The sequence below is a fragment of the Mesorhizobium sp. M0016 genome, assembly GCF_040324035.1.
In the GTDB taxonomy this organism is placed as follows: Bacteria; Pseudomonadota; Alphaproteobacteria; order Rhizobiales; family Rhizobiaceae; genus Mesorhizobium.
Genome location: NZ_JAMYVM010000004.1, coordinates 182,118 through 198,315, shown reverse-complemented (window position 1 = coordinate 198,315; position 16,198 = coordinate 182,118). Strand labels below are relative to the sequence as shown.

Below are 16,198 nucleotides of genomic sequence, written 5' to 3'. Positions count from 1 at the left end.
CACTATCTGGCGATGTCGAGGAAGGCCGCGGTTGCGGCTTTGGCAAATTCCGGATCGTTGATGTGCAACGGCAGGCGTGTGACCCGGCGCGCGGCGTTCGGCTTGATGGTGCGCTCGACGGCATCGAACAGCACGGCGTCGGCTTCGGGGTCGAAGAAGGCGCCGCCCTCGATGTCGAGTGCCGAGACGCCTTTTTCGGGGATCAGGAAATGCACAGGGCCCTCGCAGCGAGCGAGCCTGGTGCCGATCCACTCGCCTATACCGCGGCATTCGTCCACCGTGGTGCGCATCAGTGTGACGTTGGGATTGTGCTCGTAGAACAGCCGGCCCCTAAACTTCTCGGGAATGGTCGGCGGCGCCCAGAAATTGACCATGTCCAGCGCGCCGACCGAGCCTACATAGGGCAGCTTGGTGCGGGCGATGGCGCCGAAGCGGTCCTCCGACGCCGGCAGCACGCCGCCGAATAACAGGTCGCAGACTTCCGTCGTGGTGATGTCGATGACGCCGGCGAGCAGGCCCGAGTCCGCGAGCTTCTCCATCGAGCGGCCGCCGGTTCCGGTGGCGTGGAAGACCATGCAGTCGTAGTTGGCGCGCAGCTGGTCGGCGATGGCGGTCACGCAAGGCGTGGTGACGCCGAACATGGTGAGCCCGAGTGCCGGCTTGCCGGTGGCAGTCGGCGCCGGCCTGGCGGCCATGCCGGCGATTGCCTGCGCCGCATTGTGCAGCACGACGCGTGACAGCCGGTTCAGTCCCGCCATATCGGTGACCGATGGCATCATGATGATGTCGGAGACGTCGACATAGGGCGCGGTGTCGCCGGAGGCGAGCGTCGAGACCATGATCTTGGGCAGCCCAAGCGGCAGCGCGCGCATGCCGGCAGTGATGATCGACGTGCCGCCGCCGCCGCCAATGCCGATCACGCCTGATATGTCGTCGCGCGACTGAATGAAACTGGTGAAGGCGGCGCCCATGCCGGCCACTGCCGTGCCGCGATCATCGATGCCGAGCACGCCACTGGCTCCATCCGGATGATGCGCCGCGACCTCGCTGGCCGGGATATCGACCGGCACGGTGGCGCCGCGCGTTCCGATGTCGACACGGGCAACCGAACTGCCGGTGGCGGCAATAGCATCGGCCAGGAAGGCAAGTTCCTCGCCCTTGGTGTCGGCTGTGCCCACCACGTAGATGCGCTTCATCGCGTTTCTCCCGTCACCGGCCGACCGGCGCCGGGCCGCCTGTCGCCCTTTGCCGGCCTTTCGGTAGGCAAAGGTCATTGCAATTTTTTGAGACGCGCGTATCGTATTGACATGGAAGTCTCACGTCAACAAGCCGCTGGGAACGACGACGCCAACGAGGCTGCCGAACGCGGCCCGCGGGCCCGCACAAAACGGCTGATGCTGGAGACGGCGACGCGGCTGATGCAGGCGGGCGTCACCCCGTCTGTCAGCGAAGTCGCGGAGGCGGCGCAAGTGTCGCGCGCAACCGCCTATCGCTATTTCCCAAGCCAGGCAGCCCTGGTGCAGGCGGTGGTCGACGAGGGGCTTGGGCCGATCCTGACCTGGCAATCGACGTCCACCGATGCCGGGCGCCGCGTCGCCGAACTGTTCGACACCGCCATGCCGCGCATCGAGGCTTTCGAGGCAACTTTCAAGGCGGCGCTGAAACTGTCGCTCGACCAATGGGCGCAGCGGCAGGCGGGCACGTTGGACGGCGAACCGCAATTCACGCGCGGACATCGCGTCCAGCTGCTGAAGGACGCCATCGCACCGCTCAAGGGCCGGCTGCCGCCGCGCGAGTTCAAGCGACTGGCACAGGCGCTGTCGATGATGTTCGGCGTCGAAGTGCTGATCGTGCTGAAGGATATATGGGAGCTCGATAGCCGCGGCATGCGGTCGGTCGCGCAATGGGCGGCGGGCGCCCTTGTGCGCGCCGCGGTGGCGGAATCAACGGCTGAAATCGATGCGGCCCCGACAGCGGCATTGGCGAAATAGCGCCAATCTGGTTCGACCAGATTTGGATGCCCACTATTGGTGTTAACCGGGATGGCAGTGCCGAAACAAGGCTCTCCTATATCAACGAGTAGGAAAATTCAGGGAAAACAGTCGGATACGTGAAAAATCCGGTTATACAAGGTCCGGTGGTGATCCAAGAAAGAGCTTGACGGCTATCCAAAATTGGTAATACCAGATCAGGAAAGAAAAGGCGGATCGAGAATGACAGCCGCAGTCCATTTCGGCAGGGCGAGGAGAATCATACGGATGGCGCGTGTTCCGTCCGCACGAGGTGGCGCATCGTGACGCAGACGTCGCCTCGCGCCAGTGACGGCAAGGGGATTGCGCTGCGCCTCGATGGGCTCAGCAAGGCCTATGGATCCGTGCGCGCCATCAACGACCTGAGCTTCGCCGTCGACGAAGGCCGCTTCTTCGTACTCTTCGGGCCGAGCTCCGTTGGCAAGACGACGACGCTGCGCACTATCGCCGGCCTCGTCCAGGCCGACTCCGGCACGCTTGAGATCGGCGGCCGCGACATGGCCCATGCGCCGATCGCCGGCCGAGGCATCTCGATGGTCTTCCAGTCTTTCGCGCTTTACCCCCACCTCACGGTCTATGACAATCTCGCCTACCCGCTGCGCGAGGAGAAAGCCGCGCGCGCCGAGATTGACAAGCGGGTGAAAGAGACCGCCGAGATCCTGAAGCTGACACACCGCCTGAAGGCCAAGCCGGCAACCCTGTCCGGCGGAGAGCAGCAGCGCGTCGCGCTCGGCCGCTCCCTGATCCGCCGGCCAAAGATTCTTCTGCTCGATGAGCCGCTCACCAATCTCGACGCCAAGCTTCGGCACGAGACGCGCGCCGAGCTGAAGCGGCTGCACCGCCAGTTCGGCATGACCGTGATCTATGCCACGCCCGACGAGCTCGAGGCTCTCTCGATGGGCGAGACGATCGCCGTCATGCGCGATGGGGGCATCGTCCAGATCGGCACGCCAGACGAGCTTTACGAGCAGCCGATCAATACCTATGTCGCCAGCAAGATCGGCTCGCCGCACATGAATCTGTTCACGGCCTCGGTGCGCGCCGACACCAGATCTTTCGACACGCCGCTCGGGACTCTGGTTCCGGCGACGGCGCCAAAGACTGCCGATGCCAACGAGGCCGCGCTGATCGGCATTCGCCCGAGCGACATTCGGCTCGCCGCCAAGGGCGAAGCCGGGGTTGCCTCGAAGGTGCATCTGGTCGAACCGCTCGGCGACATAACGATCGTCTCGGTCGAGGCCGGCGGCGAGATGTTGCGCATGGTGCTGCCGGAAGCGATCGCCGCCACCATCAGGACCGGCGATTCGGCATCGATCGCCATCGATAACAGGAAAATCCACGTCTTCCGCGCCGCGAGCGGCCAGGCAATGACCTGACTCGAACGGCGAGAAGCAATCCGGTTAACCAAGGGAGGAAACGCGAATGACGGCGATGACCAAACTGAAAGGGCTAGCGACAGCCGCAAGCTTCGCTGCCACACTACTGGTGGGAGGCGTGACCTATGCCTCTGCCGAAGAAGTGACGTTGACGATGGCGGTGCCGGATTGGCCCCCGACCCGCATTATGAAGAAGTTCTTCGACGAGCAGTACAAGCCGAAGTCTGGCAATACTGTGAAGCTCGATGTGGACTTCATTCCGTGGCCGGATTTCTACACCCGCGTCAACGCCTCGTTGACCTCGGGCGAAAAGAAGTACAACTTCATCGTGTCGGACTCGCAGTGGCTGGGCGCCTTCGTCGAAGGCGGCTACTTCCGCAAGATCAACGATCTCATCGATGCCGACCCGGAACTCAAGGCGACGATGGAGTCGATGCATCCCGCCGTGCTCAACGCCTACTCGACCTATCCCAACAGCACGCCGAACTACTACGGCTTCCCGCAGTTCCCGGACGTGCTGGTCACCTACGGCCGCAAGGACGTGCTCTGCAACAACGACGAGCAGGCCGCCTACAAGGCGAAGTACAATGAGAAGCTGCCCTGCACCGGCGAAGAAATCGACGCCATGGACTGGAACACGTTCGAGCATGTTGGCGAATTCTTCCAGCGCAAGAAGGGCGACAAGCTCGCCGGCCAGGTGCTGGATGACGATTTCTATGGCATCGCCTATCAGGCAGGCAAAGGCTACGACTTCTCGACGAGCTCGGTCCACACGTTCGTCTGGGAGCATGGCGGCGGCATCTGGGATGAAACCAAGGCCCCGACCGGACATGCCGAAGGCGTCGTAAACTCCCCGAAGTCCATCGAGGGCATGGAGCATTTCCTCAAATTGCTGAAGTTCATGCCGCCGGTGGTCAAGACCGGCACCATGGACATCTTCGTCTCGGACCAGTTGTTCCGTGAAGGCAAGGTGGCCATGAACATCGACTGGATCGGTCTCGCCGAAGCCTCGCTCGATCCCAAGACGTCGAAGGTTGCCGACAAGCTGGTGTTCGGATTGGCGCCAGGCCTGCGCGGTGCCGACGGCAAGGTGAATCGTACGTCACAGATCGGCGGACAGCCTTTCGTTCTCACCACCTGGACGACGCCTGAGCAAATCAAGGAAGCGGTTGGCTTCGTGAAGTGGTGGCTCTCGCCTGATATCCAGCACCAGTTCGCCGCCGGCGGCGGCCAGTCCGCGATCAAGTCGGTCTACAGCGATCCGAAGTATGTGACCTATCGTCCGTGGGACCGCGCCTGGGCGAACTCGCTCGACTGGCAGAAGGACATGTGGCACGTGCCGCAGTTCTTCGAACTGCTCACCCAGCAGCAGGACCAGTACGACCTAGCCATCACTGGCAAGCAGGACGCCAAGACCACCTTGGATAACATCGCCAAGTTCCAGGAGGACCTCCTGAAGAACGATGGTCTTATCCAGTAACCTTCCGACATAGCTGCGGGGAGCGGGCAAAAGCCGCTCCCCGTCATTGCCACTTCAGGCGCTCCATATTTCGGACTCTCATGACCGCTGTTTCAAGCACGCTGCTGACACCACGCCTTACCGCGGTTGTTGCCCACAACTGGAAACTCGCCATTGCTGTCGCTGTCGTCGTGTCGGCCATATCAATGGCGGGCTTGCCTGCGGCTGTCTCCTTCTGGGTGGTGGGCGCCGCGGTGGCGTTGGTCGCGGCCGCATTTACCGTCAACGCGTATCGCCGCCACTACTTCGGCGCCTTGCTGGTCGCTCCGGCAATCGCCGTTCTGTTTGTGATGAATATCTTCCCCCTGCTGTGGTCGCTGGGCCTTTCGTTCTTCGCCTACCAGGCAAACCAGCAGACGATCCGCTTCGTCGGACTCGGGAACTACATCCGGATCCTTACCAACGATCTCGCTGCTCACGCGACTTGGGGCGCGCTGATCAATACCGCCATGTTCGTCGTGTTCACCGTCTCCGCGCAGATGATCGTCGGCTTTCTGCTGGCCATCCTGTTCGCCAAGCAATTTCCGCTGCGCAAGTATTTGTTGATCCTGGTGCTGACACCGATGATGCTTTCGGTTGTCGCCTCTGGCGTGTTCTTCACCTACTACTATGACCCGACATTCGGGATTCTCAGCTACGTCATCAATTCCATCTCCGGCAACCAGTTCATCCTGATGAGCAACAAAGTCGGTGCCGTGGCGGGAATCGTTTTCGCCGACGCATGGATGTGGTCGCCCTTCGTCATGCTCCTTGTGCTGGCGGGCCTCGTCTCGGTGCCGAAATACCTTTACGAGGCCGCTGCCATCGACCGTATTTCCAGCTGGCGGCAATTCTGGATGATCACCTTCCCCTACATCCGCGGCCTTCTGATGTTGGCCCTTCTCTTCCGCACCATCGAGGCATTCAAGCTGGCGGATCTCGTCATCCTCCTCACCAAGGGCGGCAACGACACGCTGACGATCTCCTATCACTTGATCCGCATCGCCAACGAGCAGAACAAGACGAGTGAGGGCGCGTCGATCTCCTATCTGATGCTGTTCATGGTGATCGTTCTCACCAACCTCTACCTGTACCTCGCAAACCGCCGTACGCAGGGAGCCTAACCCGTGACCGAATCGATATTGGGAAAGCTCGGCTTCCGCAGGGCCAGCGGAGTAGACGAGGCCGGCTGGGGGCGGACGCTCGCCGTGGCCGTCGTCGCCTTTATCTATTTTCTGCCGGTGCTGTTCATCATATTCACCGCCTTCAAACCGCAGGGCGACGCGCTTCTGGTGCCTCCGACGCTGTCGCCCACGTCGCTGTTCGGCTTGATTCCGGATCATTTTGTGTTCAAGCCCACGCTCGAAAATTTTGGGTCCGTCTTTTCTCGCTCGATGACGTCGGGCGGTGCCCCGGAAGCGACAGGATTCGACCGTTATTTCTTCAACTCGATCTTCATCGCCTCGGCTTCGGTGCTGCTGGCGCTGGTCATCGGCACCCTGGCGGCCTTCGGCTTCTCGCGCTATCCGCTGAAAGGCAATGACACCTACCTGTTCATCATCCTGACCACGCGCATGCTGCCGGCGATTGTGGTGATCATTCCGGTGATCCTGATGTTCCGCGTAGTGGGCCTGTCGGGCTCGTATCTCGGCATCATCATGCTCTACACCGCCTTCAACTTGGCCTTCACCATCTGGATGATGAAGAGCTTCTTCGATGAATTGTCGCCAGACGTCGAGGATGCCGCCCGCCTCGACGGATCGTCCGGAATGCGGGTGTTCTTCAAGATTTGCCTGCCCCAGGTCATTGCCGGGCTCGCCGCCACGTTCGTGTTCGGCCTGATCCTCACCTGGAACGAGTTCCTCTTCGCCCTCTTGCTCTCGGGGCCTGACACGAGGACGGTCCCGGTCGCCATGAACCAGGCCGTGTCGTCGGGTGGACGCGGCACCGACTGGACTTTGCTTGCCGCCATCGAAACCCTGTTCCTCGTCCCAGTCTTCCTGGTCACCTTCTTCTTGCAAAACCATCTGTTGCGCGGTGTTACCTTCGGCACGGTGAAGCGCTGAGATGTCAACCATCGAACTCCGCAAAGTCACCAAGCGCTTCGGCTCCTTCACCGCGGTCAAGGACGTTGACCTGTCGGTGGCCGCCGGTGAGGTCGTCTGCCTTCTCGGCCCGTCCGGCTGTGGCAAGACGACGACCTTACGCGTCATCGCCGGGCTGGAAAGCGTCACTGACGGCGAGGTCGTCGTCGCCGGCAAGGTGATGAACAAACTGCCGCCCGAAAAGCGCAACATCGCCATGGTGTTCCAGTTCTACGCGCTCTACCCGTCGGCATCGATCGCCGAGAACATCGCCTTCCCGCTCTATCATGACGGCATTTCCGGGGCTGAGCGGACTGCCCGCGTCAACCGCGTCGCCGCGATCCTTCACTTGGAGCACGTTCTCGACCGGCTGCCGAACCAGATATCCGAGGGCGAAAAGCAGCGCGCCGCCATGGCCCGCGCCATCGTCCGCGACCCCAATTGCTTCCTCTTCGACGAGCCCTTGTCGCGTCTCGATGTCGAACTGCGCCAAACCATGCGTGGCCAGATCAAGGAAGTGCTGCAGGGCCTCTCCAAAGCGACCGTGATCGTGACCCATGACCAGCTCGAAGCGCTCACCATGGCCAACCGCATCGCCATCATGAAGGACGGCCTGATCGAGCAAGTCGGCTCACCGCACGAGGTATTTGCCAAGCCCGCCAATGCTTTCGTGGCGAGCTTCATCGGCACGCCGCAGATGAATCTTCTCGAGGCCGACCTCAAGGCCTTCGCCGATGGCACGGCGGACATGACCGTTGCCGGCATTAGTCTGGCGATCCGCACGGACGCGGCGGTCGCGCGCCTGCAGCCCGGCAAGGTGACGATCGGTGTCCGCCCCCGTGCTTTCACCGTGACCGATACGGGGGACCGTGGCACCATCTCCGCCAGAGCCGAGCTCATCGAGCCCATGGGCGCCGAAACCCTTATTCATGCCCGCACGGCGGCAGGCGCCGACATCCGCGTCGTGGTGACGAGAAGCCAGTGGGTCAAGGTCGGCGAGGCGCTGAATCTACGCCCCGATCCCAGGCAAACCCATGTCTTCGATGGCGCCGGAAAGGCGGTGCGGTCATGAGCGACAGTTCTTCCGGCATGAGCCGCGCCGGCGCGTTCCGCCTCGAGCTCTTCATCATTGGCCTCGGCGTCTTGGCGCTGGTGCTGATCTTTCAACCCTTTTCCATCGGCCTGTACGCGGTCGGCAGCGGTCTCGTGGTGCTTGCCGGGCTCATCAACAACCTGCTGCCGTTGGCCCAGCCGGGCGTCAAGGTGCGCAGTGTGGTGACCGTAGCGCTGGTCGTGGCGCTGGTCTTCTGCATTGCGCTGCTGGTATCGATCACGGCGGCGCATCTCTACGGCGTCTTCTTCCTCAATCCACCGGACCCCAACACTCTCGCCGGCAAGGCGCAGCTCGCCACGCCGCCTTTCTACAAGCAGGCTTTCGTGTGGGAAATCGCCGCCGCGGCGGTGATTCTCGCGCTGATCGTCACCGCTCTCAACAAGACAGCGCGATGATCAGCAGCTGACGCTATCCGGCAGGTCGCGCTCGCGCCCGTCCGCGACGGTCGGTGTGCGTCGCCCTCTCAACTCTCACGCTGTCATCCTCCGGCTTGACCGGAGGACCCGACGCCGAGATCAAGGATCGTGTCGACCGCGCCGCCAAAACACTCAGGATCGAACATCTGCTCGACCGCAAGACCGATCGTCTGTCCGGCGGCGAGATGCAGCGCGTTTCGATCGGCCGCGCCATCGTGCGCAAGCCGCGCGTGTTCCTGATGGACGAACCGCTGTCGGCGCTCGACGCCAAACTGCGCGAGGCGCTGCGCACGGAACTGAAGAACCTGCAGATCCAGCTTGGCGCCACCTTCCTGTTCGTCACCCACGACCAGATCAAGGCGATGTCGATGGGCGACAAGGTGGGCGTGCTCAACCATGGCCGCATCATCCAGACCGGCACGCCGCACGAGATCTATAACAATCCGCGCGATACCTATGTGGCCAGCTTCGTCGGCTCGCCGCCGATGAACCTGATCGATGGCAAGCTGGTCAACGGCCGCGCGGTGATGGCGCCGCTAAATTTCGAACTGCCTTTCTCTGGGGGTGCCAAGGCGGGCGGTGCGACCGACGGTCGCCCGCTCGTCTTCGGTATTCGACCTGAGGATGTGTATCTTGAAAGCGGTGCGCCGGTCGAGGCACGCGTCCACGATGTCGAGAACCATGGCGTGGAAAAGATCCTGACTCTGCGGGTCGGCGACACGACGCTGCGCGCCACGGTGCCGGCCAGAACCGATGTCCAGATCGAGCAGCCGGTGCGCTTTGCCTGGAATCAGGACAAGGTGGTGCTGTTCGACAAGGGCAGCGGCGTGAGCTTGCGGCACGCCAGCTAGTTGCGGTCGAACGACGGCGCCGCCTGACTATTTCTGGAAGTAGGTCTCGTAAGGCGTATCGTTGATCAGCAGGATCACGCACTCCGTCTCTGAGAGGCAGGCGTCGTCGTGCATCTCGTTGGCCTTCTGGGTCCAGTAGGATCCCGGCGGCAATTCGACCTTCGTCGCTTCGCCGCCGTCCATTTGCCAATGCGCCCACAGTCCCTTGATGACCACCGCGCGATAGTCGGCGGTGTGCGCATGAACCGGCGCGCGCCAGTTGCCGGGAACTTTCAGCAAGGTGCCCGCCGGGCCTTTGGCCCGGTCACCCCACAACGGGCCAAGGCGATGCGGCTGGTCTGGCACTTCGGCGACATAGGGGATCTTGTCGGCCGGGAGATAGCTGTCCTCGAGGGCAAAGGCGCGAGCGGGAAAGACGCAAGAAACGGCGAGCGCCAGAAACGCGCTGTCTTCGGCGGCCTGGTGGTCGACAATGCCGGTGTGGCCAGCGCCTTCGCCTATTGTGGCGCTGCGACCTTGCTGGCGGCGATCGTTGTGTTCGCGCGCGGCCCTAAGCGCGTCGAATAGCCGATAGCCATCCTTGGCTGAAGCAGCGGGCCCGAGAACTATCAAGGTTTTCGGGGCGTTGCTTTTGTGGTGAGAGGCCACCGTAGGGTCAGACCGCGCGGCCGTCGAAGTCGAAGACCGGCAGGCCGGTGGGATCGAAATCGGCGACGCAGTTGAGGTTGATGTAGGCGCTGCGTTCGCTGCCCTGACTGACATCCTCGGCAAAGGGATGGATGCCGCAGGTGCGGCAGAAGCGATGCGCCATTGCATGATTGCCGAATGTGTAGGTGCCGAGATCGTCGCCCCACGCCAGCACCGTCAGGCTGTCATGCGGGATGGCGGCCAACAGCGCGCCCTTGCGCGAGCAGATCGAACAATTGCACCGCACGGCGCCGGTCAGCTGCGCCTTGAATTCGAACGCAACCTTGCCGCAGTGGCAGCTGCCTTTGTACAGCATCAGTCCCTTCCTATCGCTGGCAGGTGCAAAGGCACGCTGTCCGGGCTATTCCTTCCGCTGACCTAGCGGCCCATATGCCTTAAAGACGCTCCACCTTGACGGAATCCGACATCGACATGCAATCAATCCGCGATCGTCTCGAGATCATCCTGTCACGTCTTGCCAGTTGCGCGGCAGGCGAGAAGGTGTTCACCAAACTCTATGCCGAGGCGGCGCGCGCAGCGGCCGAGGCCACCGATGCGCGCAAGAAGGCCGGCGTATCGCTCGGGCCGCTCGACGGCACCATCGTGTCGATCAAGGATCTGTTCGATGTCGCCGGCGAGCCGACCACGGCCGGGTCGCTGATGCTGAGGGACACCGCGCCCCGTCGGCACGACGCTGCGGTCGTCAGCCGTCTGCGCCAGGCCGGCGCCGTCATCATCGGCAAGACCAACATGACCGAATTCGCCTTCACCGCTATCGGCGACAACATGCACTACGGCACACCGGGCAATGCCGCCGACACCAGCCGCATTCCAGGCGGTTCGTCGTCGGGCGCCGCCGTGTCCGTTGGCGAGGGGACGAGCGACATTTCCATCGGCTCCGACACCGGCGGTTCGGTGCGCATCCCGGCATCGCTGAACGGCGTCGTCGGTTTCAAGCCGACGGCGCGGCGCGTGCCGCTGACTGGTGCCTATCCCCTTTCCGCGACGCTGGATTCGATCGGGCCGCTGGCGCTGAGTGTTGCTGCGTGTGCCCTGGCTGACGCCGCGATGACGGGCGAACAGATGCCGCAACTGCACCTGCCGTTAGCGCTTGCCGGGCTTCGTGTCGGCATTCCGCGCGGCCTGCTTTTCGAAGACACGGAAACGGAGATTGCCGCCGCGTTCGATCGCAGCCTTGCCGGGATCGAGCAGGCAGGCGCGTGGCTCACGGACATTTCGATCGACGACCTCATTGCCGATCTGCGCCTGGCCACCAAACGCGGCTCGATCGCGGCCATGGAAGGTTCTGAAATCCATGCCGACTGGCTGGCGACGGGCGCATCGGTGCCGGTCGATCCCCATGTCAGCGGGCCGCTGTCGCGGGCGGCGGCCATACCGACGCCGGTTTATATCAGGGCAATGCGTCGTCGCGCGGCACTGTGCATAGCCATGGACGAGCGGTTGGGTTCGGTCGATGTGCTAGCTCTGCCGACCACGCCGGTGACAGCGCCGACTATCGTTTCGATGGCCGAGGATACGGCTCTGCGTGAACGCACCGAAGGTCTGCTGCTGCGCAATACCCAGGTCGCCAACCAGTTCGACCTCTGCGCGATCTCGCTGCCGATGCCCGGCATGACGCTGCCGGCCGGACTGATGCTGGTGGCGCGCAATGGCCACGACCACCATCTGCTGCGCATCGCGGCTGAAGTCGAGCGGCTGCTCCGAGGCAGCGAGCCGTAGGTCGGCAGTCAACGTGCCGCGCAGCGCTTGCGCTCGCTTTTCTTGGAGGAGGAGCGTTCGATTTTGGTAACGACCAGCATCGGCGGATCGTTCGGCTGGCCGCGATGCTGGATCGATCCTCGGACGACGAGTTTTCCAGCATAAAGCTTGTCGGAGAGGTCAGGTGCCGATCTGTCCAGCGGCGGCAATTCCGTAGTGTTGAGCTCCACGCCTTTAACGACATTGCCGGTGGTCAGATCCAGCGCATTGCCTGACGGGCAGGGCGCCATCATGCAGACGATCCCATTGCTGCAATAGACATAATCGCTGCTTTGTGCCGCCGCGAGCGAAGGTAAGGCCACGATCGACGACACTGCGAGAACCAGAGATGCGAAGCGAAAACCGGACATGGTTCACGCGTCCGCCGGGAACCGTCTGCGGTAATGCTCGACCACGTCGGGATTGCGCAGATTGACAGGCAGCCGGTTGGCCAGCACCAGCAAGGTCTCGCCGGCCGCGCCCACGCCCATGCGCATCATCGATTGCTCGGTAATCCCCGCCATATGCGGGGTGACGATAACATTGTCGAAACCGAAATAGGGATGGTTTGCCGGCAGCGGCTGCGTGGCAAAGACGTCGAGTGCGGCGCCGCCGATCCGGTCTTGGCGCAAGGCCTCGATCAGCGCCTCGTCGTCGATCACCGGTCCGCGCGAAATGTTGATCAAAAGCGCGTCCGGCTTCATGCGGGCAATGCGTTCGCGGCTGATCAGGCCGCGCGTTTCCGGCGTCAGCGGGCAGCAGAGCACGATGATGTCGCTTTGTTCGATCAGCGCATCGATCGACAGGAAGCCGATCCTGTCGGGTGCCGGCTGCATGCTGCGGGTCGTCGCCACGACGTCGAGGCCGAAGCCGTGCGCGGCGATATGGGCGACCGCCTGACCGATGGCGCCGAAGCCGATGATGCCGATGGTCTTGCCGGCAAGCTCGCTGGCATGTCTGGCGTGGTCGCGGCCGGCACTCCAGCCCTTGGCGCGCAAGTCGCGGTCTACCGAACGGAAGCGCCGAAGCAGGGCAAGGGCCGCGAACATCACATATTCGGCGACCGAACGCGCATTGACCGCCGGCACGTTGGCGACCAGCACGCCGGCCGCGGCCGCGGCCTCCATCGGCACCATGTCGAGCCCGGCACCGTGGCGGACCGCTGCTCTGAGTTTCGTGGCGTTTTCGAACAGCGACGGCGGCAGCGGTGCGCGAACGATGATGACGTCGGCATGCTTCGCCTCGGCCGTCAGCGTTGCCGCATCGAGCGCTGAGGCGACGACGAGTTCGCCGGCGCCCGCCAGCATGGCGGAGGCACGCGGGTGCAGCGTGTGCGTCGACAGGATTCTGGGCATGGGGCTCTCGCTAGTCGCAATTCTCAAAGGAAAGCGCCGCGCGCTTTTCCCAGAAAAACCGTTTCACACCTTTCCTGGAATTGCACTAGACCTTCTCAAGTGCCAGGCTTTGCGCTTGCGCCTCCCGGCCCTCGATGATCCCCTTCCAGTAGCTTTCCGCGCCTTGCAGGTGGGCGCTCATCAGCGCCTGGGCGAGATTGCCGTCGCGACGCAGCAGCGCCTCGTAGATCTGGATATGCTCGGCATGCGAGCGCACTGAGCGCTCGGGATCGTTGAAGTAGATCGGCAGCCGCTGCTCGCCCATCAGGTAATAGACACTGCAGATATTGTGGAAGACGCCGTTCTTGGTCGCCCGCACGATTTCGAGGTGGAATTCGCGGTCTTCCTTGGCGAGGCCTTCGCCGGCGGCGATGCACTCCTCCGAGGCTTTCAGGATCTCCCGCAGGCGTTCGAAATTCTCTTCGGTGGCACGCGAACAGGCAAGTTCGGCGGCCTTGATCTCGTGGATCTTGCGCAGTTCGACGGTCTCGTAGATCTGCACCGGATCGAGCGGCAGGCCCGCGCGGGCAAAAAGAGCCAAGGCTTCTACACTGGCCTGCCTGGTGTCGACATAAATGCCGGATTTGGCGCGGCGCTCGACGATGCGCATGGCCTCCAGAATGGCCAGCGCCTCGCGGATCTGGCCGCGGCTGACGACGAAATGCTCCGCCAGTTCGCGCTCCGAAGGCGTGCGGCCGGTCTCCTTGTCCGAATGGGCGAAGAGATAGGCGGCGAGCTCGGCGAGAAGGTTCTTTTCTTTCATCGTCAACCGCGTTGCGCGTGCGCCTCCAGGAACCGCTCCGAAATGGTGAATCCCAGACCCGGCTTTTCAGGGATCGCTATCATACCGTCCCTTGCTTCGACAGTCTCTTCGATAAGATCGTGGATCATCGGGTTGGCGCCGAGCGAATATTCGACGGTAAAACTGGCAGGCGAGGCCGCACAAACATGCAGGCCGGCGAAGAAGCATGGGGCGCCGGCCCACAGATGCGGGGCAAAGCGCAGATTGAAGGCACTGGCGATGGTGCCGATCTTCATCGCCTCGCTGATACCGCCGCAAAAGGCCGGATCCGGCTGGAAGATATCGGCGGATTTCAGCACCGCGAGATCGCGGAAGGCGTAGCGCGTCGCTTCGCTTTCGCCGGTGGCGATCGGGATCGAACCCGAGGCGCGCACCTCGGCCATACCAGCCTTGTCGTCGGCGATAACAGGCTCCTCGAACCAGGCGAGGTCGAGATCGCTGGCCAGGCTGATGAAGCGCTTGGCCTCGGCCACCGTATAGGTGCCGTGCGCGTCGACCATCAACTCGACGTCAGGACCGAGCGCCTGCCGTGCGGCGCGGACGCGGGCGGCGGAAATGTGCGGGGCGCCGTCCATGGCGCCGACGCGCATCTTCAGCGCCTTGAAGCCGCCTTTGGCGATGTAGGATTTGAGCTGCTCGCCGATAGCGTCGGCGGCAGCCCAGCCGCCGGAGGCGTAGGCCGGCATGCGGTCGAGCTTGCGGCCGCCGATGAGCCGCCACACCGGCTGTCCCAACGACTTGCCCAGAATATCCCAGAGCGCGATATCGACGGCGCTGATTGCCGCAATGCTCATGCCGCGCCGCGCCAGCTGCGGCATGGCATGGCCAGCGCGCGCGGCACTGTCATGGCGCACGCCGTTGTAGAGCATCTCCCAGATCATGCCGATGTCGGCGGGGTCGCGGCCGATCAGCTGCGGCCCGACCTCGTGATTCAGCATGTAGACCAGCGCACCATAGCTGCCGGCGCTGCCGGCGGCGTTCTTGCCCTCGCCCCAGCCGATCAGCCCGTCGTCAGTCTCAATGCGCAGGATGGCGGCGTCGAACGTCGTCACCTGGCCAAAGTCGCTGCGATGCTGCTTCGCGGCCTCAATCGGCACGCGGACCCACCACGCCTGGACCGTTTTGATGCGCATCCCGATCGGCTACTTGATCAGCGGCAGCAGCGTTTCGGCCGTGATGCGCATCTGGTCGGTGTAGAATTTCTCCGTCAGCACGCTGGAGCCGTGATCCTGGATGAACTTCAGCTGTTCGGGAGAAATGTCGACCGGATTCCGGTCGACCATGTCGGGATAGGGCGCGGCGGGTGTGCGGTCGACGGGCGCGACGAATTCGTTGGTCAGCGCGCCGTCATAGCCGACTTCCTTCAGCGTCTGCACGATCCGTGGCCAATCAATCTGGCCAAGGCCGGCGGCAAAGCGGTTGTTGTCGGCGACGTGGAAGTCGAACAGCCGTTTGCCGACCTGACGGATCGCGTCATGGACGTTAAATTCTTCCATATGGATGTGATAGGCGTCGAGGCAGACGCCGCATTCGGGGCTGACCGCATCGGCCAGGGCCAACGCCTGCGCGCCGCGGTTGAACAGATAGGTCTCGAAGCGGTTGAGCGGCTCGACCGCGATCTTGACGCTGACCTTCTTGGCATGGGTGAAGCATTCGCGGGTGGCGTCGACCACCCACTTCCATTCCTCTTCCTCGGTGCCGTCCGGTACCACTTTGCCGACGGTCGCGGGCACCAGCGTTATGATCTCGCCATCAAGTTCGCTGACCATGGTCAGCACGTCCTTGACGTACTGCACCGAGCGTTCGCGCTGGCCCTGGTCCCTGGCGGCAAGGTTGCGTTCGCCCAGCATCAGCGTCACCGACCCCCAGCAGCGGATGCCGTATTCTTTCAGCAGCGCGCGGGTCTCCTTGGTCTTGTATTGCTCGGGCTCGCCGGAAATCTCGATCGACTCGTAGCCGAATTTCTTGATGCGCTTCAGCGTCACCTCCAACGGTTCCGCGCGCATCCAGTTGTGCGTCGAAAGATGCATGGTCTATCCTTCCCAGAATTCGTCTGTGCCAGTTCGCCTGCGATGCGCCCCACAAGGCGCGTCGCGTGTTTCCTCCCCAAGGCGCTCCAGCGTTTTTGCGCAACTGGTTCGACCAATTGGGCCCTAATGGAGGTCTACAGCAATTTTTGTCGCGCGGC

General features: G+C 63.0%; 17 protein-coding genes. 9 read left to right on the top strand and 8 right to left on the bottom strand.

Annotated elements, in window-relative coordinates; genetic code table 11:
- Positions 1-2: 2 nt before the first annotated feature.
- Positions 3-1,196 (bottom strand): Tm-1-like ATP-binding domain-containing protein, encoded by a 1,194-nt coding sequence (locus NKJ88_RS08300; protein WP_352443915.1) that lies wholly within the window; start codon positions 1,194-1,196, stop codon positions 3-5.
- Positions 1,197-1,307: 111 nt separating this feature from the next.
- Here NKJ88_RS08300 and NKJ88_RS08295 point away from each other — a divergent pair, with 111 nt between their 5' ends.
- From NKJ88_RS08295 to NKJ88_RS08260, 8 genes are all read left to right on the top strand, one after another.
- On the top strand, positions 1,308-1,991 hold the full coding sequence (locus NKJ88_RS08295) for a TetR/AcrR family transcriptional regulator (protein ID WP_023669850.1): 684 nt from the start codon (positions 1,308-1,310) through the stop codon (positions 1,989-1,991).
- Between the two features lie 302 nt (positions 1,992-2,293).
- Positions 2,294-3,406 (top strand): ABC transporter ATP-binding protein, encoded by a 1,113-nt coding sequence (locus NKJ88_RS08290; protein ID WP_352443914.1) that lies wholly within the window; start codon positions 2,294-2,296, stop codon positions 3,404-3,406.
- A gap of 46 nt (positions 3,407-3,452) precedes the next feature.
- Positions 3,453-4,886 carry an ABC transporter substrate-binding protein gene (locus NKJ88_RS08285; RefSeq protein WP_023728574.1) on the top strand — a complete coding sequence of 478 codons (1,434 nt, stop codon included), beginning with the start codon at positions 3,453-3,455 and terminating at the stop codon, positions 4,884-4,886.
- An 80-nt stretch (positions 4,887-4,966) separates the two neighbouring features.
- Entirely contained in the window at positions 4,967-6,028 is a 1,062-nt protein-coding gene (locus tag NKJ88_RS08280; protein ID WP_023835039.1) for a carbohydrate ABC transporter permease, read from the top strand.
- A gap of 3 nt (positions 6,029-6,031) precedes the next feature.
- On the top strand, positions 6,032-6,970 hold the full coding sequence (locus tag NKJ88_RS08275; protein WP_023728572.1) for a carbohydrate ABC transporter permease: 939 nt from the start codon (positions 6,032-6,034) through the stop codon (positions 6,968-6,970).
- 1 nt (position 6,971) lies between these two features.
- Complete coding sequence (locus NKJ88_RS08270) at positions 6,972-8,060, top strand: ABC transporter ATP-binding protein (RefSeq protein WP_352443913.1); 1,089 nt, start codon at positions 6,972-6,974, stop codon at positions 8,058-8,060.
- Positions 8,057-8,497 carry a hypothetical protein gene (locus tag NKJ88_RS08265; protein ID WP_023728570.1) on the top strand — a complete coding sequence of 147 codons (441 nt, stop codon included), beginning with the start codon at positions 8,057-8,059 and terminating at the stop codon, positions 8,495-8,497. The genes NKJ88_RS08270 and NKJ88_RS08265 overlap by 4 nt, the downstream gene beginning before the upstream one ends.
- 80 nt (positions 8,498-8,577) lie before the next feature.
- A complete protein-coding gene (locus tag NKJ88_RS08260; protein ID WP_348524262.1) occupies positions 8,578-9,369 on the top strand; it encodes an ABC transporter ATP-binding protein in 792 nt (263 codons plus the stop codon).
- Between the two features lie 27 nt (positions 9,370-9,396).
- On the opposite strand, the gene NKJ88_RS08255 is transcribed toward NKJ88_RS08260, so the two are convergent.
- Positions 9,397-9,807, bottom strand: a complete 411-nt coding sequence (locus NKJ88_RS08255) for a DUF4437 domain-containing protein (RefSeq protein ID WP_027048960.1) — start codon at positions 9,805-9,807, stop codon at positions 9,397-9,399.
- A 217-nt stretch (positions 9,808-10,024) separates the two neighbouring features.
- Entirely contained in the window at positions 10,025-10,372 is a 348-nt protein-coding gene (locus NKJ88_RS08250) for a GFA family protein (RefSeq protein WP_023669842.1), read from the bottom strand.
- A 116-nt stretch (positions 10,373-10,488) separates the two neighbouring features.
- Between NKJ88_RS08250 and NKJ88_RS08245 the strand changes: the two genes are divergently transcribed.
- Positions 10,489-11,796, top strand: a complete 1,308-nt coding sequence (locus NKJ88_RS08245; protein ID WP_023824651.1) for an amidase — start codon at positions 10,489-10,491, stop codon at positions 11,794-11,796.
- 8 nt (positions 11,797-11,804) lie between these two features.
- On the opposite strand, the gene NKJ88_RS08240 is transcribed toward NKJ88_RS08245, so the two are convergent.
- The 5 genes from NKJ88_RS08240 to NKJ88_RS08220 form a co-directional block, all read right to left on the bottom strand.
- The gene (locus NKJ88_RS08240) at positions 11,805-12,185 is read right to left on the bottom strand and encodes a hypothetical protein (protein ID WP_023824650.1); all 381 of its coding nucleotides are present in this window, start codon (positions 12,183-12,185) and stop codon (positions 11,805-11,807) included.
- A gap of 3 nt (positions 12,186-12,188) precedes the next feature.
- Positions 12,189-13,169 carry an NAD(P)-dependent oxidoreductase gene (locus NKJ88_RS08235; RefSeq protein ID WP_352443912.1) on the bottom strand — a complete coding sequence of 327 codons (981 nt, stop codon included), beginning with the start codon at positions 13,167-13,169 and terminating at the stop codon, positions 12,189-12,191.
- Positions 13,170-13,254: 85 nt separating this feature from the next.
- Entirely contained in the window at positions 13,255-13,971 is a 717-nt protein-coding gene (locus NKJ88_RS08230) for a FadR/GntR family transcriptional regulator (protein ID WP_023686625.1), read from the bottom strand.
- Positions 13,972-13,973: 2 nt separating this feature from the next.
- Positions 13,974-15,143 carry a mandelate racemase/muconate lactonizing enzyme family protein gene (locus NKJ88_RS08225; protein ID WP_023683009.1) on the bottom strand — a complete coding sequence of 390 codons (1,170 nt, stop codon included), beginning with the start codon at positions 15,141-15,143 and terminating at the stop codon, positions 13,974-13,976.
- A 9-nt stretch (positions 15,144-15,152) separates the two neighbouring features.
- Positions 15,153-16,040 (bottom strand): sugar phosphate isomerase/epimerase family protein, encoded by an 888-nt coding sequence (locus tag NKJ88_RS08220; protein WP_352443911.1) that lies wholly within the window; start codon positions 16,038-16,040, stop codon positions 15,153-15,155.
- Positions 16,041-16,198: the final 158 nt, after the last annotated feature.